This is a genomic window from Roseovarius sp. EL26, from assembly GCF_900327775.1.
Classification (GTDB): Bacteria; Pseudomonadota; Alphaproteobacteria; order Rhodobacterales; family Rhodobacteraceae; genus Roseovarius.
In genome coordinates this window covers 1,480,704-1,502,146 of record NZ_OUMZ01000007.1, presented here as the reverse complement: position 1 = coordinate 1,502,146, position 21,443 = coordinate 1,480,704, and the positions used below count along the sequence as shown (strand labels likewise).

Sequence of the window (21,443 nt, the reverse complement as noted above, 5' to 3'; positions counted from 1 at the left end):
ATGAGAGCCCGTCTCTTGGAGCGCGTCTAGTTCAGATGATATTGAGCAAGCGATTGGGGATCTCGGAGCCTTGAAACAAGAATTCTGATCGGCCATCAAAGAATTAGGCTATCCGGTCTGAAAGCGTTTACAAGTTGGTATCTGACTAAGAGGGATGATGGTCCGGCAAACCAACAATCAAACATTTCCGTGCCGCAATTTTTACAAAATTTAGTGTTTCCATAACCGCAACATTACTTTTTTGCGGGCAGGGGACCTACAGTGCGCAATTCAGAATTTGCAAGTGCAGAGCCAATAAACAGTTTAATTCCTGCGTTTTATACGGCAACGATTTTTTTGAGTGCTTCCTTGCTCTTTTTTGTACAGCCACTTTTCACTAAAATCGTACTGCCACAGGTCGGCGGCTCTTCTGCGATTTGGACTGTGGCAATGCTATTCTTTCAGACCGTATTGATTGCAGGTTACCTCTATGCCCATCTGCTCACACGGTATATGGCGGTTAAGACACAAATTTTGATACACGTCGGCATTTGGGCTCTTGCGCTCTTTTTCTTGCCGTTAGCGATTCCTGCGGGATGGCAATTTGATCCCAATGGTGCCATTGCTTGGCAGGCGTTATTGCTATTTGGTGCTGGCGTGGGTTTGCCCTTTTTCGCCCTTTCAGCCAATGCTCCGCTGATCCAGTCATGGTATAGGCGTAGTGGTGGGCCCTCGGCAGCTGATCCATATTTTCTCTACGGTGCTAGCAACTTTGGTTCATTGATTGCCCTTCTTGGTTTTCCGATAATCGCTGAACCATTGTTTGGTGCAACCAATATCGGATGGAGTTGGACAGTGGGGTTTGTCGTCCTAGGCGGTTTCTTGACCCTGAGCGGGCTGATGGCCTGTCGGGATCTTCCCGCAACAAATGTTAATAAAATATCATCCTCGAAACCAACGTTTCGAAATCGACTTTACTGGGCGTTTCTGGCTTTTATTCCATCTTCGTTAATGCTGTCAGTCACATCAAAGTTCAGCCTTGATGTCGGCTCTTTGCCGCTCATTTGGGTAATCCCATTGGCATTATACTTGCTTAGCTTTGTGTTAACGTTCTCCAACCGAACATTGTTCAACGGAAAAGCCTTCAAAATCATATATGCATTCGCTTTGTTGGCATTGGTGCTGCCATTTGCAGGCTTCGTACGAAGCCAATTTGGTTGGATCAGCGGAGTGTTACTATTTTCCGGTTTTTTTATTGTAGCTGTTTTTGCCCACCGTAAACTTTATGAAGCGCGGCCAAGCGGTGAGTTTCTCACCGGTTTCTACCTGACCATGTCAATCGGGGGGGCGCTTGGCGGTTTTTTCAATTCCATCTTTGCGCCTCTCGCCTTTAGCGGCCTTTACGAGGCCGGTGTGACACTAATCGTAGCTTCGATTTTGTTGGTAGACTTCAAAAAACAAGATGAAACGCTTCATCGCAGTATCGTACAAGGCCTACTGATTGGCGTAATCGTAAGCATATTTTTGATGTTGTTTGTTACTGTTCTGCCCGATCATGCGAATTTGTCGTTCTTTTTTGCACTCCTTTTGTGTGTGTTTGCGTTCTGTCTTCAGCGCCAAAACAGTATCGCCTCATGTACCTCAGCGGGGGTGTTGCTCGCTGGTGGTTTGCTGCTGACACCAAATGACAATCTTTTGCTTGATCGTAGTTTCTTTGGGTTGCATCAAGTTCGAGAGGTCGGTGAACTACGGTTGTACCATAACGGCAATACAATCCACGGAGCACAGCGTCTCAGTGATGATACGACTGAACGGCCTGAACCGCTGTTCTATTATCATGCAAACGGTCCGATGGCGCAAATTCTGACTTCGGATCGGGGGAAGGCTGCACAATCTGTGGGGGTCATTGGCTTGGGTGTCGGATCGCTCGCCTGTTACCAACAACCGGGGCAAAGCTGGCAATTCTACGAGATTGACCGCATGGTTGATGAAATCGCCCGGATGCCGCACCTCTTTCGCTTTATGACAGCCTGTGCTGCTGATGCGCCGACACATTTGGGTGACGCGCGCGTCGTGCTCGCTGGCCAAGAGGGATTACAATACGATATTTTGATAGTTGATGCATATAGCTCGGACGCTGTGCCAATTCACCTGACCACGATAGAGGCAGTACAACTCTACATGGACCGGCTGCAGCCTGATGGTGTACTAGTTTTGCACATTAGTAACCGGCACTATGATATTGACATTCCCTTGGCGCGCAGTGCCGCTGCTCTGGGTCTGGAAGCCCGGATCCAACATTATGGCGGGAACACGGAATTAGACCCGGCTGATTCAGTGTCAACTGTAGTCACTTTGAGCCGCAACGCTGAAGCGCTCGGCCCGCTAGAGACGGATCCTCGCTGGGAGCCATTGCTTGGAGATGGCGGTTCAATCTGGACTGATGACCATGCAAATGTGTTGTCAATTCTCAGGTAGGGCGCGCTAAGGTGAATTCGAGTTTGTCTTATTATGACGATTTGAGTTGATTATCAGGCCGTTCAGGTTTGCTTTGCACTTATTTTACAGCAATTGGATGCCAGTTGGCCCCCGTGCAATGGGATGCAGAATTGTGAATTGAGTACATAAATTCTTGTCTTCAGAATGGTTGACCTACGGATGATAAAGCAATACCGGATAAAAATCCTCGGATTATTGGCGGGTTTGCCTGAATGTCGGAACGTCTGCTTTATCGCCTGGCTTGGATTGCGGTCATCATTTGTGTGGCACCAATTATTGCTGCCGCTTTGGCGGCCTTTGCTGGCGATCTGGACACATGGCGAAATGTGTTATCGAGCGTCTTGCCGCGTTATACACAGACAACTTTGGCGTTGGTGCTGATCGTTGGGGTCAGCACCGCGATCATTGGCAGTGTGACGGCATGGCTGGTTACGGTTTACCGCTTTCCTGGGGTGCGGGTTTTGGAAATTGCCTTGGCGCTGCCGTTGGCTTTTCCGGCATATGTGTTGGCTTATGCCTATACCAATATTCTGGACCATCCGGGTATTGTGCAAAGCACGCTGCGTGATGTCATGGGCTGGGGGCCGCGTGATTATTGGTTCCCCGAAATCCGATCATTAGGCGGTGCGGCGGCGATGCTGACCATTGTGCTTTATCCTTATGTGTATCTTTTGGCGCGGGCTTCATTCCGACAGCAATCAGCAAATGCGTTTCTGGTTGCACGTACCTTGGGGCGCTCGCCGATCCGGGCATTTTACCGTGTGGCCTTGCCGATGGCGCGCCCGGCAATCGTAGGCGGGGCACTGCTGGCGGTCATGGAAACCATTGCCGATTATGGAACCGTTGCGTTTTTTAACGTTCAGACCTTTGCCACAGGTATTTATCAGGCGTGGTTTTCCCTTGGTGACAGAGCTGCGGCAGCGCAACTGTCGCTGTGCCTGTTGAGCTTTGCCCTGTTGGTTGCCGGGTTGGAGCGCGCGCAGCGCGGCAAAGCCCGCACTGCCGGGCGAGGCGCGAGATTTGAAACGATGGAACGGCCTGCTCTAAAGGGTGCCGCAGGATGGGGGGCAACACTTATCTGCCTTTTGCCGGTCCTGCTGGGGTTCGTTATTCCGGTCATCATGTTGAGTTTGATGGCGCTGGGATCCGGGCAAAACCTGTTTCAGGCTCGGTATGTGACCTTGATGCAAAACTCGGTTCTGGTGGCTGGGGTGGCGGCAGTGCTGACTGTCGCGGGGGCCATTTTGATTGGTTTTGCCGCAAGGGTAAAGCCGGGACGCAAAACCAAGGCGATGGTGGTCGGTGCGGGGCTTGGCTATGCTGTACCGGGTGGCGTGATTGCCGTTGGTTTGCTGATGCCGATGGCGGCGCTGGACAATGCAGTCGACCATGTGATGGAAACATATTTTGGCATCAACACTGGCTTGCTGATCACCGGCTCGATCTGGCTGATGGTGGTGGCCTATATGGCGCGGTTTATGGCCGCCGCTTTGAATGCCTATGACAGCGGAATGGCAACCGTGCCATTGCATTATGATGCCATCGGGCGATCGTTGGGCCAATCAGGGCCACGTCTGTTGCAGCGCATCCACCTGCCGGTGGTGCGCAACAGTGTCCTGACGGCGCTGTTGATCGTCTTTGTCGATACGATGAAAGAGCTGCCCGCCACCTTGATCCTGCATCCGTTCAACTTTCAGACGCTGGCGGTGCAGGCGCATCGTCTTGCCTCGGACGAGCGCCTGAGTGAGGCGGCGGTGCCATCATTGGTTTTGGTTGGATTTGGCCTGATCCCCGTGCTGATCCTGTGTCGCTCCATTGGGCGGGATGGGCAGCGGGCGGAACCCTCCCCCCTCAAGGGCAGGATCTTCAGGCCAAGTAATATACGTTAATCAAGCTTGCGCAGGCGTTTGAACAGGCTTGAAGTATCCCAGCGTCCGCCATCCATTTTCTGAACATCTTTGTAGAATTGATCGACCAGTGCCGTGACGGGCAGGGATGCACCTGTTTCATCTGCGGCCTGCAGGCAAATCCCCAGATCTTTGCGCATCCAGTCGACGGCAAAGCCATGTTCAAAATGGTCATCCAGCATGGTTTCAAACCGGTTGGCCATTTGCCAGCTGCCAGCGGCGCCCTGACTGATCACTTCGACCACAGCGCGGCCATCAAGCCCGGCTTTTTCGGCAAAGTGCAGCGATTCACTCAGCCCCTGAACCAGGCCCGCGATGGCGATCTGATTGCACATCTTGGTCAGTTGTCCGGCACCAGATTCACCAAGGCGGCGGCAGATCTTTGAATAAATCTGCATGATTGACTCGGCCGCGTCATAGGCAGGCTGATCGCCACCGCACATGATTGACAAGACAGCATTTTCCGCGCCTGCTTGACCGCCAGAGATTGGCGCATCGACAAAGTGAAGCCCGCGGGCGTTAGCGGCCTGAAAAAGCTCACGAGTGACATCGGCTGAAACTGTGGTGTGATCGACGAAAATCGCGCCCTCACGCATTCCAGTAAAAGCCCCATCGTCGCCAAGGCAAACTGAGCGCAGGTCATTATCGTTGCCGACGCACGACATCACCAGGTCCGCACCATCAGCCGCTTCGCGTGGGGTTTTGGCAGCACGGCCACTATGCTCAGAAACCCAAGATTCGGCCTTGCTAAAGGTTCGATTGTAGACGCAGACATCATGTCCGGCGGCTTGCAGGTGACCCGCCATCGGGTATCCCATAACGCCAAGTCCTAAAAATGCCAGTTTTGCCATCGTCTTTTCCCTTGCCATTGTCTCGGTGCTGATTTCTGACTATCCCCAGCGCAGGATGCAAGTGAAAACAGGAAGATCTGGTAATGGTGGGTTTGATCAGATGGTTGATACGGATTGTGAGCGGCGCCGTATTGCTGGGGCTGTTGGCCGTAGTTTTGATCTATTTCCTGCTGTCACGGTCTTTACCTGACTACGACAAAGAGCTTGCGGTTGAAGGGCTTTTGGCCCCGGTCGAGATTGTGCGCAACAATGCAAACATCCCTCATATTCTTGGCCAAAACGATACCGACAGTTTCTATGGTTTGGGCTATGCCCATGCGCAGGACCGTCTGTGGCAGATGGTTGTTTTGCGCCGCACAGCGCAGGGCAGGCTATCCGAAGTGTTCGGCATACGAACCATCGAAGTAGACAAAGTCTTGCGTCGACTTGATCTTTACGGGGCCGCGCAGAAATCGGTCGGATCGCAAGACATTCCCACACTCGAGGCGCTGGATGCCTATGCTGATGGGGTCAACGCCCGCCTGAAAGAAATCAATGATGGGGCGCTGGGGCGCGGTGCGCCTGAGATGTTTGTCTTCAATAGCCCTATATCGCCTTGGCAACCCGCAGATTCGATTGCGGTTGTGAAACTGATGGGCGTACAATTGTCCTCTCATCTTCATAACGAGGTGCTGCGGGCGCAGCTGTCTCTCACATTGGATGACCCTAAGCGCCTGAATGACATCCTGCCCGACGATCTGGGAACTGGTATTGCGGCATTGCCACGGTATTCTAACCTGTTCCCCACGTTGGGCGGGCCAGCCGGTTATGCCGTTGCCAAAAATACAGAGGAGCGTCTGTCGCCGTTTAAGGCACCAGTCTTTGCTGGGGCATCAAATGCCTGGGCGGCGTCACCGTCACGATCGGCCTCAGGGGGGACGCTACTGGCGAATGATCCACATCTTGGTTTTTCGGCGCCCGGGATCTGGTATTTGGCGCGCCTTCAATTGGCCGAAGGTGGTGTGATCGGCGGCACAATCCCCGGAATTCCTGCAATTCTGACAGGACGGAATGATCGCTTAGGTTGGGCAATCACTTCGTCATATCTGGATGATCAGGATGTCTTTATTGAAAAACTTAATCCCAAAGACACTTCGCAATATCTGACACCTGATGGGTACAAGCCATTCATAACTGAACGGTCGATCATCCGGATCAAGGATGAAAACCCGGTGACACTGACACGTCGCTGGACTGAAAATGGCCCGGTTTTGCCGGGGTCGTTTAAAGATCTGCAAGATATCACACCTGCGGGGCATGTCGCCTCGGTGTCTTGGACAATCCTGTCACCAGAAGACACGACAATGAGTTCGGCAATTGCTTTGATGAAATCGCGCACGATTGATCAGGCGCTGGACGCAGGTGAGCTGTTTATCGGACCATCACAGAACCTAACCGTGGTGGGGCCATCACGGATAGCGATGAAGGTTATTGGCGCGATGCCAAAACGTGACCCAAACAGCGAAAGCAAAGGGCGTTTGCCTGGGCGCGGTTGGATTGCCGAAAACCGTTGGCAGGGCATGATGTCCTATGCCGATAATCCGGAATTTATTGACCCAGATGGCGGTATCATCGGGAACACCAACAACAAAACCACGGACCGGCCGTTTCCCAATCATGTCAGTTTTACATGGGGGGATACTCAGCGTGTTCATCGCTGGAAACGCCTGATGCAAGGCCGTGAGGTGCACACTCGTGACAGCTTCATTGAGGTGCAGCTGGATACGGTAAGCTTTACTGCGCGCTCGTTGTTGCCGCTGATTGGTGCTGACCTTTGGTTTACGGGCGAATCCGCCCCAGAGGGCACGCCTGAACGCCAGCGCCAACGCGCGCTTGAGCTGCTGTCGGCGTGGAATGGGGAAATGAACGAACACCTGCCAGAACCTTTGATTTATTCGGCTTGGTTGCGTGCCTTGCAAGAGCGCCTGCTGCGTGACGATCTGGGACCATTGGCAGATGAATTTTCTCATGTAAATCCGCTGTTTATTGAGCGTGTATACCGCGACATTGATGGGGCCTCGGTTTGGTGTGATATCCGGCATTCATCGCCGATTGAAACCTGTTCCGATATTGCGCGCCTTGCGCTGGATGATGCGCTGATCTGGCTATCCGAGCGATACGGCACGGCATTGGAAAGCCTGAAATGGGGGGATGCTCATCAGGCGATACATGCCCATCAGGCCTTGGGCGATGTACCGATTTTGCGGTATTTCGTAAACATTCGCCAAAGCACATCGGGAGGCGACAACACGTTGATGCGCGGGTTGACCCGTGGCAGTGGTGCAGACCCATATAGCAATGTGCACGGCGCCGGATATCGCGGTGTTTATGACTTTGCCGATCCTGACAGCAGTGTGTTCATTTCGTCGACCGGACAATCGGGACATTTTCTAAGCCGCTATTACGACGATCTGGCGCAACTTTGGCGGCGGGGGGAATACATTCCTATGTCACTGGCACCCGAGCTGGCGCGCGCAGCTGCGGTTGGCGTGACAGTTCTGACGCCTGCCAAGGAAAATTAATGCGCGCCATCGCCTACGTGGTACTCTGGGTCGTATGGGGTCAATAGCTGCGAAAGGGCAGGGTGGATGGCGAAGCTGCTGATTGTCTATCATTCCAGAACCGGTGGAAGCCGGCAGATGGCCGAAGCTGCGACGCAGGCGGCGCAGGAGGAGACAGAGGCAGTTCTCATATCCGCAGATCAGGCCGGGCCAGAGGACGTGCTGCAGGCGGATGGTTATATTTTCTGTGCGCCCGAAAATCTGGCTGCCATATCTGGAGTGATGAAGGATTTCTTTGACCGCTGTTATTACCCGGTGTTGGGCCAGATCGAAGGCAGGCCCTATGCGCAGATGGTCTGTGCTGGATCAGATGGCGAAAATGCAGTGCGCCAGATGGCACGTATTGCACAGGGGTGGCGCTTGAGAGAGGTGCAGCCCGCAATCATTATCTGCACCCATGCGCAGACGCCTGAACAAATCTTGAGCGACAAGACGATTCCCGAATCGGATTTAGCCGAATGTCGTGAGTTGGGCATGGCCCTTGGGGCCGGGTTGAGCATGGGGATGTTTTAGGCCCGTATGATTGTTCAGCCTGATACGGCCTAAATAACGAGACTGGAAAAAGAAAGGCCGGGCTGAAGCCCGGCCGACACAATCAATGTGATCTCTTTTATTTGGCCAAAGGACCGATGATCATGATCATCTGGCGGCCTTCCATTTTTGGCCAGTTTTCGACCTTGCCTGCGTCTTTGGTATCTTCAGCAACGCGGTTCAGAAGCTCGCGGCCCAGATCCTGGTGCGCCATTTCGCGGCCCCGAAAGCGCAGGGTGATTTTGACTTTGTCTCCATTCCCCAAGAATTTGAAAACGTTGCGCATTTTCACTTCGTAATCATGCGTGTCAGTGTTGGGGCGGAACTTCACCTCTTTCACTTCGATGATCTTTTGCTTTTTGCGGGCTTCAGATTCGCGTTTTTGTTGTTCGTATTTATATTTTCCGAAATCCATGATCTTGCAGACCGGTGGAGTGGCATTGGGGGAAATCTCAACCAGGTCGAGGCCAGCGGTCTCGGCCATTTCCATGGCACGTTCCGGTGTCACAACGCCGGCGTTTTCACCATCTGCGCCAATCAGGCGAATTTCGGTCGCACGGATGCGGTCATTGATGCGGGGGCCTGTCTCGCGCTGTGGTGGCGCGTTGTGCGGTCTGCGGGCTATAGCTTCGTTCCTTTGGTGGTTGATCAAATACTCAAGGCTGCAAAGTAACGGCGGTATGTCGGTGTTTCAAGCGGCAAATCGGCTGACTTGAGCCGATAGAGGCGAATTTCCCCCTTGTCTCTTTTCTTTAGAGGAGTCATCTGATCACAGATACTTGAATGGTCTGCAATCCTGCCAAAGGCCAGAAACTTGAGGGAATTATACCATGAAAAACCTGCTTTGGGTTCTGATTGCCGGTGCTGTGCTCATCGGAGGCTATATGCTGGTGTCCGGTAAATCGGTTGAAGAGATCAGCGAAGACGTCACGCAAACTGGTGAATCTGCGACAGAGGCTGCGACTGAAGCGGCTGAAGAAGCTGTGACTGCTGTAGAAGAAGTTGCTGACGAAGCAGCGGAAGCTGCAGAAGAGGCAGCAACTGCCGCGACAGAAGCCGCTGAAGAAGCTGCGACAGCTGCTGAAGAAGCCGTTGATACCGCAACTGAAGCCGCCAGCGATGCTGTTGATACAGCGACCGAAGCGGCAAGTGATGCGGCTGATACAGCGACCGAAGCAGCCAGCGATGCCGTTGACACCGCGACCGAAGCTGCCAGCGATGTTGCCGATACAGCTTCAGAAGCAGTCGACGCAGCCAGTGACGCGGTGAACGACGCAGTTGACAGCGTAACAGGTGAAGCAGCGGATGCAGCGGCTGAGACAGCAACAGATGCGGCTGCAGACGCTGCCACTGATGCGGCAAATGAAGCTACTGATGCAGCAACTGACGCTGCCACAGATGCCGTCAATGATGCAGCGGATTCAGCTACAGATGCTGCGACCGACGCTGTTACGGATGCAATCTCGAACTAATCTTATCACTTAAGATTAAACAAAAACCGCCGCATTGGATTTCCCGATGCGGCGGTTTTCTTTTGTGCAGTGTTGACTTGATTAGTCGAGGAAAGCTTTTTCCACCACATAGTGTTGTGGCTTCGAGTTGGCACCTTCTTCAAGACCGTACTCTTCGAACATTTCTTTCAGCTCAAGGTTGAACGCCAGATTGCCGCAGATCATTGCGCGGTCTGTGTCTGGGTTCAGAGGCTCGACACCCAGATCCGCAAACGCCTCGCCAGAGCGCATCAGATCGGTGATGCGGCCCATTTTATCGCTCTCTTCGCGGGTGGTGGTCGGGTAGTATTTGATCTTTTTCCAGAAGCCCTCACCGATCACCTCGTTCAAAAGCTCGTCGTCTTTCAAACCTTCGATCAGTTCACGACCGTAGGTCAGCTCACCGGCCTCGCGGCAAGTGTGAGTGATGATCACCTCGTCATAGTCCTCATATGTCTGCGGCTCGCGCAGCAGGGAGGCAAACGGTGCAAAACCGGTTCCAGTGGCAAAGAACCATAGGCGTTTTCCGGGCAACAGGGCGTCATGCACCAGCGTGCCAACCGGTTTGGGGCGCAGAATGATTTCGTCACCCACCTCGATGTGTTGCAGGCGGCTGGTCAGTGGACCGTCTTGCACCTTGATCGAGTAGAATTCCAACTCTTCATCCCATGATGGCGACGCAATCGAATAGGCGCGTAGCAATGGTTTTTCGCGGCCGGTTTTCTCGTCGGTCTGCATCAGGCCGATCATGACAAACTCGCCCGAGCGGAAACGCAGGCTGGCAGGGCGGGTCACACGGAAGGAAAACAGGCGATCCGTCCAGTGTTTGACGGACGTTACGGTCTGCGCATCAGGCAAAGCTTTGACAGGCTTTGGTGCGGTCTGGGCATCGGTCACAGCGGTCATCTCATTCATTGGCAATACGCCGGTCTTAAATGCCGGCGCCTTTCTTTACGCTTAGTCTTTGATAAGGAAAAGGGGGGGATCAACCGCGCAGGCGCGACTGATAATCATGGGCTTGCCAATCAGCGCGGTCGAGCCACTGATCTTCGGGCTGGCGTTCGGCCAGATCATCATTGATCTCGACCTCGTCAAAACCGGCGCGGCGGGCCATTGCGTATTGATCCGCAATCACATGCCCACGAGCACGCAGATGGCCTTTGTAACCCATCAAGCGCAATTGGCGCGCGATGGTGAAGCCTCGGCCATCAGCAAAGCTGGGGAAATCCACCCGCACCATGCGCAGGCTCTCCAAGCGGTCCTTGAGGTCGGCCGGATCGGTGTCGGATGGGACATCCAGCACTTCGGTTTCATTGGTGGCTTCAGCCAGAGGGGTGAAATTCTCGTTCCAGCCATCAGGGGCAAAGCCCGTGTCGGTGACAATCACAGTCATGCGTTTTCTCCTGTTCGCACCATCTTGCCATCGACAATATGGATACCACATTCAGTTTTCTCTTCGCCGCGCCAGCGTCCTGCGCGGGGGTCTTCGCCCTCGGCGACCGGCGTGGTGCAGGGCATGCAGCCGATCGAAGGGTAGCCTTGCGCCACCAATGGATGGCGGGGCAGGCGGTTTTCTTCCATATAGGTGCGCACATCTTCGGGCCGCCAGTGCGCCAGCGGATTAATCTTCATTCTACCGGTCTCGTCTTCGACCTCAAAGAAGTCCAACTCAGCCCGCGTGCTGCTTTGGTAGCGTTTGCGTCCAGTGATCCAGCCGTCAAAGCCTTTCAGGGCATTCTGCAGCGGGATCGTCTTGCGCAGGGCACAGCAAGCGGTTTTATCACGCTGGTTCAGCATGAAGTCCGGATCCTGCGTGCGGGTGTCTTCTTTGCTGGCCCGGATGATATGCAAATTGCGCAGGCCAAGACGCTCGCTCAGCTCTTGCTGATAGACCAATGTCTCGGCAAACAGCAATTCGGTATCGACAAACAACACTGGCGTATCCCGGTTGATGACCGACACCATGTGCAACAGCACCACGGATTCGGCCCCAAAGCTGGAGACCAGCGCCATTTTACCGGCACTTTCATCGGTCAGCGCGCGGGTCAGAACGGTCACGGCTGAGTTCAGCCGGTACCAGTCATTTAGCGCGCCAACCTTTGAGGTCAGCTCATTCTGCGGCATAAGCGCTGTCCTGCTCATAAAGCGCGGACTTGAACGGGGTTAGCCCAACACGACGGTAAGTCTGGAGGAAGGTTTCCTCAGGGTTGTCGCGTAGATCGAGGTAGGCGTAGACGATCCGTTCTACTGCCGGAATGATCTCGTTATAAGCAAAGCCCGGACCCGTGCGGTCACCGATCGCTGCGTCTTGTGTTGCGTCACCACCCAGAGTGATCTGGTAGTTTTCGACGCCAGCACGATCCAGCCCCAGAATGCCGATGTGACCTACGTGGTGGTGGCCACAGGCATTGATGCAGCCTGAGATCTTGATCTTCATGTCGCCGATTTCATGCTCAAGCTTGAGCTCGTCAAAGCGGTTGGCAATCTCTTGCGCTACCGGGATCGAACGGGCTGTGGCCAGCGCACAATAATCCATACCAGGGCAAGCGATGATATCTGAGATAAGACCGATGTTGGCGGTGGCCAACCCAGCCTTTTTCAGCTCAGCATGAATCACGGGCAGATCGGATTTATGCACATGTGGCAAGATCACGTTCTGCTCGTGGCTGATGCGCAGCTCATCATGGCCGTACTTTTGGGCCAGATGTGCCATCACGCGCATTTGGTCAGCTGACGCATCACCCGGCGTTTCGCCGTGCGCCTTAAGGCTGATCTGCACGATGGCATAACCCGGCGCCTTGTGGGCTGACAGGTTGGTGTCGCTCCATGACCGGAAGATAGGGTCGGTCTTGTAGGAGGTCTCAAAAAGAGCTGTGCTTTCATCGCGGAAGGCAGGGGGGGAGAATGCCGCCTTGATGTCTGCAAATAGTGCCTGATCGATGCCGCTAAACGCTGGGCGGATAAGCGCAAAACGTTCTTCAACTCGGGCGCGGATGTCATCAATGCCATGCTCATGCACGGTGATCTTGATCCGGGCTTTGTATTTATTGTCGCGACGGCCCAGCAGGTTCCAGACACTGACGACGGCCTCGAGGTATGGCAACAGATCCTGCTCGGGGAGGAAATCACGCAGGGTCTTGCCAATCATTGGGGTTCGCCCAAGGCCGCCGCCGACGATGACGCGATAACCGATCTCGCCATCTTGTTCGACAACTTGCAAACCGATGTCATGCGCTTTGATCACAGCGCGGTCATTTTCAGCACCTGTCACAGCAATCTTAAATTTGCGCGGCAGAAACTGGAATTCTGGGTGGTCCGTCGACCATTGGCGGATCAGTTCGGCCACCGGACGTGGGTCCGCAACTTCATCAGCCGCTGCGCCAGCGAAGTGGTCAGCCGTTACGTTACGAATGGTGTTACCCGAGGTCTGGATGGCGTGCATCTCCACCTCTGCCAGCGCGTCAAGCATATCTGGCAGGTCTGGCAACTTGGGCCAGTTGTACTGGATGTTCTGACGAGTAGTGAAGTGGCCGTAACCCTTGTCCCACTTTTCAGCCAGCAGTGCGAGCTGGTTCATTTGGCGACCATTGAGCGTGCCATAAGGGATAGCAACACGCAGCATATAGGCGTGCAGTTGCAGGTAGACACCGTTCATCAGGCGCAGCGGCTTGAATTCATCTTCGGTCAGGTGGCCATCGACGCGGCGTTCAACCTGGGCCCGGAACTGGCGATTGCGTTCTTTGACGAAGGCGGTGTCGAATTCGTTATAGTTATACATCTGCTTGCTCCTTTGCGCGGGTCCGGGGCTTAAGCCCGCACGAGACCTTCAGCTTGCTTGCCGTGGTTGTAGTTCGAGGGACCTGTGCGGCGGAAATCCTCGCGAAAGTGTGTTGGCTCTGGGCCGTTTGCGCCAGCAGTGGCATCGGCCAGATAGACACCAACAACCACTTCAGTTTGAGCTTCAGCGAGCAACAACTGTTCCTGTGCGATGGCTTCATCGCAGAACAATTCAGCCTCGGCCAGATCACGGGTCCAGTCGCCGTTGGCGTTGATATAGACAACGTCACCTTCGATCAGGGCGTTGGCGGTGATGACTTTCGGGGTAAAAGCGCGGGCCATATCAGGCGAGCTCCTGTTCTTGTGTATTTGTTAGTGCAACCTGCGCCGCACGTGGCGCGAGGCCGTAAAAGGTGAGGGCCGGGCCGACTATACCAGCAGCGGTCAGATCATTTGCCAAGGTTTCCAAAGTGGATTCCAGAATGCGCTGGTCGGCACGGGTGGCGTTTTCAATCACGGTGACTGGCGTGGCGCGATCTGCACCGTGCATGATCAAGCGTCCCTGAATAAAACGGGCCGATTTCTTGCCCATGTAAATGGCAGCTACCTCACCGGTGCAGGCCAGTGTTTTCCAGTCATGATCAGCAAAGCCTTTCATGTCGTGGCCGGTCAGGAACCGCACGGACGAGTTACGCCCACGTTGGGTGAGACTTTGCCCAATGGCAGCGACCGAGGCTGACGCGGCGGTGATGCCAGGGACAACATGCCAGCTCAGGTCGGAAGCCATAACCGCATCAATCTCTTCGTCCAGGCGACCAAAGACAGTTGGGTCTCCGCCTTTCAGGCGAACCACCTGTGCACCGGACAGGCCATGTTCGATGATCAGCGCATTGATGTCGTCTTGTGACATTGATGGGCCAAAGCCCTCTTTGCCAGCGTTGATCAAGATTGCTTCTCGACGGGCGAGTTCCAAAATTTCAGGTGTTACCAGACGGTCGTGGATAACAACATCTGCCTCATCAAGTGCCTTGCGTGCTTTCAATGTCAGCAGTTCTGGGTCGCCGGGGCCAGCACCAACAAAGGCGACGTGCCCTTCGCGCTCGGCGGTAGCCTGATATTTATCCAGCAAAGTGTTGAGGCTGTCTTTGACTGCAACTTCACCGCCTTGATCCATCGCGCGGGGACCAGCGGAATAGTAGTAATCGGCCCAGAAATCGCGGCGTTTGCGGCCCATTGGCAGGACTTCAACCGCTTTGCGGAAGGCTTTGCCAATCCGTGCGAGTGTGCCGAGTGAGGAAGGCAAACGCTCTTCAAGGTCGGCTTTGATTGCGCGGGCCAGAACTGGTGCCGCGCCTTCGGTGCCGATGGCGACAGTGACCGGGTCACGATCAACGATGGCCGGTGTGATGAATTGGCTGTCGTGCAAGTTGTCGACAATATTGACCAGTGCGCCCTCTGATTCCGCGATGGCCGCGGTGCGGGCGTCTTCAACAGCATCTTCGTCGGCGGCGTAAAACAGGGCGGCGCCTTGAATATCACCGGTCAGCAAAGCCCGGCGATGCAGGATTAGACGGCTTTCATGTGCCCAGTTTTCAATCTCAGCTGCCGGTGCAGGAGAGAAAACATGCAGCTCGGCTTCAGTCTTGAGCAGTAGGCGCAGCTTGGCCAGCGCGGCCTCGCCACCACCGGAGAGAACGACAGAGCGGCCCTCTAGGGCAATAAAGATCGGAAAATGCTTCATAGCTGCGATCCTGCATTCAGTTGACTTCCCTCTCTATATAGAAAATATTCCCGGTATTGCGCTATACTCTAGGGCAAATAAGGAAATTTGTTCTGCGTGGAGGTGGGTTCATGTGGAATATTCCAGAATAAGGGAAAAAGTGGAATGTCTGTTCGCCTTGATGAGTTGGATCGAAAAATCCTTGTGCAGTTGCAGCAAGACGGGGGGCGGTCGTTGGATGAAATTGCCAAGGCCGTGGGCAGTTCTAAGACCCCTGTGTGGAATCGGATTCGCAAAATGCGCGAAGGTGGGGTGATCCGACAGCAGACCTATATACTGGATGCAGATGCGCTTGGCTTTGAGGCATGTTTCTTTGTTCTGATCCGCACGTCGGAACATGACGCAACGTGGCAAAAGACATTTTTGAAGGCGCTGCGCGACCGGCCAGAAGTGCAAGAAGCACATCGGTTGGCGGGCGACATCGACTATATTCTTAAGGTTCGGGTGGAAAATGCGCGTGCTTATGATGTGTTTTATCAGGCGCTGATTTCTGAGGTGAAGGTCCACAACGTGACCGCGCTTTTGTCGATGGAAGAGATCAAGTCGACGACGATGCTACCGCTCTAAGCGGCTGAGCTTCAAAAATGTCTTGCCGGAGCCCATCCCTTGGCCTCAGATTGAACCCTGAGAGTGAGGGAGGGTTCGCATGGAAAACAACACCCGTTTCAACGGCCACACGGATAAACCCCTGTCGGATGTGTTGAACGAATTACGCGTCGCAGCTGACAGACCGTTTGAAGCTGCCCGCCCGATCCCAGCGGCGGTCAATCACTCCTCGGAATTCTACGGCCACGAGCAAAAAACCGTCTTTATGAAAGAATGGATCTGCATTGGTCGCACTGACGAAATCGTATCGCCGGGCGACTACATCACCCATGAGATTGCAAGTGTTCCGGTTCTGATCGTGCGTCAAAAAGACGATAGTATTTGCGGGTTCGTAAATGCTTGTGCGCATCGATTTGCCTGTTTGGCGGCAGATGAAACCGGATCTGCGAAGCGGTTTATGTGTCGTTACCATGCCTGGACTTATGATCTGGATGGGCGTCTGATCCGTGCACCATATATGGAAATGAAAGAGGGGTTTGACCTAGCCGATCATGGTTTGCGCGCATTGCAGATCGAGGTGTGGGAAGGGTTCATTTACGTAACTTTGGCGGAGCACCCTGTGACAACGGTCGCAGCCGCGCTGGAACCCTTTCGCACCAAGGTTGTCGGGCGCTATGACATGGCACGCTACAAAACCGTCATGCGTGAAACGATGGTTTGGGGGGCAAACTGGAAAAATCTGATTGAGAATTTTACCGAGAGTTATCATGTACCTATGGCGCATCCCAAGACATTTGCGCTGCATAAAAAACCGCTTGAGCATTATATTTGCGGTGAGGACAGTGATCATTACGGCTATCACCGCGCCCCGCAGGAGGCGGACGTCGGAAATGGCGCGGCGCACCCGAATAACACCCATCTAGACGGCGAATGGCGACGGATGATGGTGGACTTTTGCGTATTTCCCAGCAATTTGGTGACCCTGATGCCTGATTTTCTGTGGTGGATTTCTGTGCAACCGCAAGAGGTTAATCAGTTTCAGGCCACATGGGGGGTGGCGATCCCACCTGAGGTGTTGGCCGATATTCAGGCAGATGAATATGATGATTGGCTAGAGGCGCTGCGAACCTACATGAATGTCGCCAATGATGAAGACAAAGTGCTGGTCGAAGCGCTGAACAAAGGTTCTGCTTCGACGTTGTTGCCACAGGGTGTTTTGCATCCGATCGAGCGGAATCTGTGGCAATTTACGAGATATCTGGCGCGAGTGTGCGGTGCGGCTAAATCGTAGCACCTTCGAGTGCGGTGATAATAGGTGAGAAATCGGTCGCTTTCAGGCTGGCCCCTCCGACAAGCGCCCCATCAACGTTGCTGACGGTAAAAATGTCATCGGCATTTGTGGGTTTAACTGAGCCGCCATAGAGCAGGCGGATTGCATTCCCGATTTCAGGGCCGAAACGGGATGTCAACTTTTCACGTATAAAGTCATGAACTTCTGCGATTTGTACCAATGTTGGAACCTTGCCCGTCCCGATGGCCCAGATCGGCTCGTAGGCGATGACGGTGTTGTCAGCTGTGGCCGTATCCGGTGTGGAAATGGCCAGTTGCCCGGCGATAATGTCCAATGTGTTGGCTGCGTCGCGCTGGGCCTCAGATTCACCCAGGCAAATGATAGCGGTCAAACCTGCGGCATGGGCCGCACGAGCCTTGATGCGCACCAGCTCGCTGTCTTCGTTGTGGTCTTCACGGCGCTCAGAATGGCCAAGGATAACTGCGGTTGCACCCACATCAGTGACCATCTCCGCCGAGATGTCGCCGGTATGCGCACCAGAGGTATCGGCGTGGCAGTCCTGCGCGCCAATCGAAACAGAAGAGGTTGAAACTTGCATCGCTGCCTGCCCAAGGAGCGTGGCGGGCGGGCAGATCAATATATCCACTGCAGCGTTGGGGTGCAGGTTGGCAAGGGTGTCAAGTTCGCTCAGAGAACTGCCTGTGCCGTTCATCTTCCAGTTTCCTGCTGCCAGTTTGCGCCTCATGTCCTGTTCCTTTTTTAAGTTGTTGCTGTTTTTTCCCGAACAGGGGCAGCAGTCAAGCGGGTTTGCATTTGAGAGACAAAGTATTTATGCGAGCCTGAATAGATAAAGGAATGCTGGCATGATCCCTGAGATTAACCTTAAAGCCGCCTCGCAAGGCGACGTGACATCGTTATGCGATGTCCGTAGCGCAGCAGAGGAAATCGGGTTTTTCACAGTCACAAATACGGAAGTTAGCAAGTCAGATGTTGAGGCCGCCCTTGACGCATACCGTACATTTTTCCGGGCACCCGCCGCGAAGAAACAGGCGGTGGATATGGCGCATACTGGATCAAACCGGGGGTGGGGGGCATCACAGGCTGAACAGGTCGATCCAAATGCCAATCCGGATTATAAGCAGGTGTTTGATTGCGGTTTTGAACTGGATGCCGATGATCCGCTGCGTCAATCGGGGCTGAGCGTCTATGCCCCCAATCTCTGGCCGCAGGATGATCCGGGGTTCAAGCAATCGATTGTCGCATATTACCAGCAGGCCTTGCAGGTTTCGGCGCAAATTCTTCAAGTTCTGGCCTCAGCTATCGGCGAAGATGCCGGGTTCTTTCAGGACAAGTTTGACCGGCCCATGGCCTTGCTGCGCGGCAATTATTACCCGCCGCGTCCGGGCTGGGCTGGGGAAAAAGATTTCGGCATTGCCGAGCATACCGATTATGGTTGCCTGACGTTACTGGCCACGGATGGTACCCCGGGGTTGGAGGTCAAACTGCGCGATGGGAACTGGGTTCCGGTGACGGCAGAACCGGGGCAGTTTATTGTGAATTTTGGTGAGATGCTGCAGATGTGGACCCGTGGCAGGGTGCTTGCGACGCCGCATCGAGTGATCGGAACGCAGGACGAGAGAATCTCTATCCCTATGTTTTATAATCCAAACTTCAGCACTAACGTTGCCCCGATTGGGTCAGGTCATGAGATTATCGCAGGGGATCATCTGACCAAACGCTATGATGAAACTTACGTACATCTGCAAAGCGGGACGTGAATTGGGCGCTGAGGGCTTACATGCCCTCAAATTTGATAGATTCTCCGCAACCACAAGCTTCTGAGACGTTGGGGTTGTTGAATTTGAAGCCTGCTTCGAGCAGGGACACTTCATAATCGATCTCGGTGCCAAACAGGAACATCTGCGCCATGGGGGCAATCATTACCCGTGCGCCGTCTTGTTCGACGACCTCGTCATTGGGGTTCACTTCGGCGACGTATTCCATGGTGTATTCCATGCCCGCACAGCCGCCTTTTTTAACGCCAATACGCAGGCCCTGATGGCTGTCTTTGGCCATCAGTTTCGCGATTTGTGCAGCGGCGGTCGGGGTGATGGTGACCGCCTGTTTTCCCGGAATTCCAAACATGAATTAAGCCTCTCAAAGACTTATATAAGTTACATAAAGCCCAGTTCAAGCCGGGCTTCGTCGCTCATCATATCCATACCCCAGGGCGGTTCCCATGTGAGCTCAACATTGACCTGCTTGACGCCAGCCATCGGCTCAATCGCTTCAGCAATCCAGCCAGGCATTTCACCAGCCACCGGGCAGCCCGGCGCGGTCAGAGACATGATCACATTGACGGCATTCTCGGCATCAATTTCAATGGTGTAGATCAAGCCCAAATCATAGATATTCACCGGAATTTCAGGGTCATAAACACTGCGGCATGCTTCAACCACCTGATCATACAATGGGTGGTCAGTGGTAGAAGGGGCGATCAAAGGCGCGCCTTCAAGGGGTTCAGTGCTCTGGTCCATGACGTGTTCCTGCGGGTTATCTTGATAAAACATATAGGGATTATGAAAACCATCGTCCAGAGGGGGGGAGGGTAAATTGCGTACCGGTTGTACGTAGGTTTGGTACACAAATCTAGGACACGTAAGTTTTGTGAAGACGGTATTGTTGCAGGGGGAAGTGGTCATGGATATCGAAGCGGGGCTGGGTGGCGCGCGCAGGGTAAAAGTATCTGATAGATCTTATAGGCCAACTGCGATCGTGATTCGCGATGTGTGCTTGAAAATTACGGCGATCATTTCAAAGACTATGGGTGGTTGGGATCCACCCTACGGGTTGTCTTGTGCGATTCACCATATAAGTGGTGAAGGTTAGTTTTGAACTGGAAAGTTACGGGCCGGTGGGCAAAACTGCCCACCCTGCAGGGTGGGTCAGAGTGCCATTCCCGCCGCCCAGCCGCTGGACCAGGCCCATTGGAAGTTGTAGCCACCAAGCCAGCCGGTGACATCGACGGCCTCGCCGATGGCGTAGAGACCGGGGATGTGTTTGGCCTCCATGGTCTGGGACGACAGGCCATTGGTGTTGATGCCGCCGATGGTGACCTCGGCTTTGGCATAGCCTTCGGATCCGGTGGGGGTGAATTGCCAGTCCGACAGGCGGGCTTGAGCCGCGCGTAATTTTTTGTCGGGGATGTTGGCCATTTCACCGTCTAGGGCCAGCTTTTCGGCCAGTGCGGTGGCCAGCCGATCAGGAAACGCAGTGGTGAGCGCTGATTTCAGCCCCGAACGTGGTGCGTTCTTTTTCGCATCAACGAGCCAGTCAGCGGGGTAATCAGGCAAGAAGTTGATGCTGATCTGGTCGCCATTGCGCCAGTAAGAAGAGATTTGCAGGATCGCAGGCCCAGAGAGACCCTTGTGGGTGAAGAGAGATCCGGCACGAAAGCGCGTCTTGCCATGCCGGGTGATGGTGTCAGCGGAAACGCCTGAGAGATTGCGAAACAGTAGCTCATCTTCGCCAAGGGTCAGGGGTACGAGGGCAGGGCGCGGTTCAACCACCTTGAGGCCGAACTGTCGGGCCAGTTGAAAGGCGAAATCGGTGGCGCCCATTTTGGGGATCGACGGCCCACCCGTGGCGATGACTAGTGCCGGGGCAGTGGCGGCCATGTTGTCCAGCGTCACGGTGTAGCGCGCATCAGAATGGGTGACGTCGCTGATCGATTGCCCCAGTTGCAGGGTGACATCACCGCGGCCACAATCATCTAGCAACATCTTAACGATCTGCCGGGCAGAATCATCGCAAAACAGTTGGCCCAGCTCTTTTTCATGCCATGCGATTTTGTGACGGTCGACCATTTCTATAAAGTCCTGTGCCGTGTAGCGGCCAAGGGCAGATTTTGAGAAATGGCGGTTTGCGCTGAGGTAACATTCGGCGCGTGCATCCACATTTGTAAAGTTACAGCGTCCGCCGCCTGAGATCAGAATTTTTTTCCCGGGCTTGTCAGCATGATCAATCACCAGCACGCGTTTGCCGCGTTGCCCGGCGATGGCGGCACACATCAGCCCTGCGCCACCGGCCCCAAGGATGATGGCGTCATAAGTGTAGGTCTGAGAGAGCACATTTGTCATGCTGGGCCGATAGACTGTTCCAGAAGGGATCACAATGGCATCTGTTCACTGGG

Annotated in this window: 20 protein-coding genes; 8 read left to right on the top strand and 12 right to left on the bottom strand. The window is 54.2% G+C overall.

The window, feature by feature from the left end; translation table 11 throughout:
* The first annotated feature begins 429 nt into the window (after positions 1–429).
* Positions 430–2,457 carry a fused MFS/spermidine synthase gene (locus tag D9A02_RS15260; RefSeq protein ID WP_254054646.1) on the top strand — a complete coding sequence of 676 codons (2,028 nt, stop codon included), beginning with the start codon at positions 430–432 and terminating at the stop codon, positions 2,455–2,457.
* A gap of 233 nt (positions 2,458–2,690) precedes the next feature.
* A complete protein-coding gene (locus D9A02_RS15255) occupies positions 2,691–4,367 on the top strand; it encodes an iron ABC transporter permease (protein ID WP_120501758.1) in 1,677 nt (558 codons plus the stop codon).
* Here the strand turns inward: D9A02_RS15255 and D9A02_RS15250 are convergent.
* Positions 4,364–5,236 carry an NAD(P)-dependent oxidoreductase gene (locus D9A02_RS15250; protein ID WP_120501757.1) on the bottom strand — a complete coding sequence of 291 codons (873 nt, stop codon included), beginning with the start codon at positions 5,234–5,236 and terminating at the stop codon, positions 4,364–4,366. The genes D9A02_RS15255 and D9A02_RS15250 overlap by 4 nt on opposite strands.
* Before the next feature lie 83 nt (positions 5,237–5,319).
* On the opposite strand from D9A02_RS15250, the gene D9A02_RS15245 reads away from it, so the two are divergent.
* Both D9A02_RS15245 and D9A02_RS15240 read left to right on the top strand, forming a co-directional pair.
* A complete protein-coding gene (locus D9A02_RS15245; RefSeq protein ID WP_120501756.1) occupies positions 5,320–7,797 on the top strand; it encodes a penicillin acylase family protein in 2,478 nt (825 codons plus the stop codon).
* A gap of 66 nt (positions 7,798–7,863) precedes the next feature.
* A complete protein-coding gene (locus D9A02_RS15240) occupies positions 7,864–8,349 on the top strand; it encodes a flavodoxin family protein (protein ID WP_120501755.1) in 486 nt (161 codons plus the stop codon).
* A 97-nt stretch (positions 8,350–8,446) separates the two neighbouring features.
* Here D9A02_RS15240 and infC read toward each other — a convergent pair whose 3' ends face one another.
* The gene (gene infC, locus D9A02_RS15235) at positions 8,447–8,992 is read right to left on the bottom strand and encodes a translation initiation factor IF-3 (RefSeq protein ID WP_120502566.1); all 546 of its coding nucleotides are present in this window, start codon (positions 8,990–8,992) and stop codon (positions 8,447–8,449) included.
* A gap of 205 nt (positions 8,993–9,197) precedes the next feature.
* Here infC and D9A02_RS15230 point away from each other — a divergent pair, with 205 nt between their 5' ends.
* Positions 9,198–9,839, top strand: coding sequence for a translation initiation factor 3 (locus tag D9A02_RS15230; RefSeq protein WP_120501754.1), 642 nt, complete (start codon positions 9,198–9,200; stop codon positions 9,837–9,839).
* Positions 9,840–9,920: 81 nt separating this feature from the next.
* On the opposite strand, the gene D9A02_RS15225 is transcribed toward D9A02_RS15230, so the two are convergent.
* From D9A02_RS15225 to cysG, 6 genes are all read right to left on the bottom strand, one after another.
* Positions 9,921–10,772 carry a ferredoxin--NADP reductase gene (locus D9A02_RS15225; RefSeq protein WP_120501753.1) on the bottom strand — a complete coding sequence of 284 codons (852 nt, stop codon included), beginning with the start codon at positions 10,770–10,772 and terminating at the stop codon, positions 9,921–9,923.
* A gap of 70 nt (positions 10,773–10,842) precedes the next feature.
* Positions 10,843–11,250 (bottom strand): DUF934 domain-containing protein, encoded by a 408-nt coding sequence (locus D9A02_RS15220; protein ID WP_120501752.1) that lies wholly within the window; start codon positions 11,248–11,250, stop codon positions 10,843–10,845.
* A complete protein-coding gene (locus D9A02_RS15215) occupies positions 11,247–11,981 on the bottom strand; it encodes a phosphoadenylyl-sulfate reductase (protein ID WP_120501751.1) in 735 nt (244 codons plus the stop codon). The genes D9A02_RS15220 and D9A02_RS15215 overlap by 4 nt, the downstream gene beginning before the upstream one ends.
* Positions 11,968–13,635 carry a nitrite/sulfite reductase gene (locus tag D9A02_RS15210; protein WP_120501750.1) on the bottom strand — a complete coding sequence of 556 codons (1,668 nt, stop codon included), beginning with the start codon at positions 13,633–13,635 and terminating at the stop codon, positions 11,968–11,970. The genes D9A02_RS15215 and D9A02_RS15210 overlap by 14 nt, the downstream gene beginning before the upstream one ends.
* Positions 13,636–13,664: 29 nt before the next feature.
* Complete coding sequence (locus D9A02_RS15205; protein WP_120501749.1) at positions 13,665–13,976, bottom strand: DUF2849 domain-containing protein; 312 nt, start codon at positions 13,974–13,976, stop codon at positions 13,665–13,667.
* A 1-nt stretch (position 13,977) separates the two neighbouring features.
* The gene (gene cysG, locus D9A02_RS15200) at positions 13,978–15,375 is read right to left on the bottom strand and encodes a siroheme synthase CysG (RefSeq protein ID WP_120501748.1); all 1,398 of its coding nucleotides are present in this window, start codon (positions 15,373–15,375) and stop codon (positions 13,978–13,980) included.
* Positions 15,376–15,519: 144 nt separating this feature from the next.
* On the opposite strand from cysG, the gene D9A02_RS15195 reads away from it, so the two are divergent.
* Both D9A02_RS15195 and D9A02_RS15190 read left to right on the top strand, forming a co-directional pair.
* Entirely contained in the window at positions 15,520–15,981 is a 462-nt protein-coding gene (locus D9A02_RS15195; protein WP_120501747.1) for an Lrp/AsnC family transcriptional regulator, read from the top strand.
* A gap of 79 nt (positions 15,982–16,060) precedes the next feature.
* Positions 16,061–17,251, top strand: a complete 1,191-nt coding sequence (locus D9A02_RS15190) for an aromatic ring-hydroxylating dioxygenase subunit alpha (protein ID WP_120501746.1) — start codon at positions 16,061–16,063, stop codon at positions 17,249–17,251.
* Here D9A02_RS15190 and tpiA read toward each other — a convergent pair.
* On the bottom strand, positions 17,241–17,996 hold the full coding sequence (tpiA, locus tag D9A02_RS15185) for a triose-phosphate isomerase (protein ID WP_120501745.1): 756 nt from the start codon (positions 17,994–17,996) through the stop codon (positions 17,241–17,243). The genes D9A02_RS15190 and tpiA overlap by 11 nt on opposite strands.
* A 118-nt stretch (positions 17,997–18,114) precedes the next feature.
* On the opposite strand from tpiA, the gene D9A02_RS15180 reads away from it, so the two are divergent.
* Positions 18,115–19,029: an isopenicillin N synthase family oxygenase gene (locus D9A02_RS15180; protein WP_120501744.1), complete on the top strand. Its 915-nt coding sequence runs from the start codon at positions 18,115–18,117 to the stop codon at positions 19,027–19,029.
* Between the two features lie 16 nt (positions 19,030–19,045).
* Here D9A02_RS15180 and D9A02_RS15175 read toward each other — a convergent pair whose 3' ends face one another.
* The 3 genes from D9A02_RS15175 to D9A02_RS15165 form a co-directional block, all read right to left on the bottom strand.
* Positions 19,046–19,396 (bottom strand): iron-sulfur cluster assembly accessory protein, encoded by a 351-nt coding sequence (locus tag D9A02_RS15175; protein ID WP_120501743.1) that lies wholly within the window; start codon positions 19,394–19,396, stop codon positions 19,046–19,048.
* Between the two features lie 29 nt (positions 19,397–19,425).
* Complete coding sequence (locus D9A02_RS15170) at positions 19,426–19,788, bottom strand: SUF system Fe-S cluster assembly protein (RefSeq protein ID WP_120502565.1); 363 nt, start codon at positions 19,786–19,788, stop codon at positions 19,426–19,428.
* 408 nt (positions 19,789–20,196) lie between these two features.
* Positions 20,197–21,390 carry an NAD(P)/FAD-dependent oxidoreductase gene (locus D9A02_RS15165; RefSeq protein WP_120501742.1) on the bottom strand — a complete coding sequence of 398 codons (1,194 nt, stop codon included), beginning with the start codon at positions 21,388–21,390 and terminating at the stop codon, positions 20,197–20,199.
* Positions 21,391–21,443: the final 53 nt, after the last annotated feature.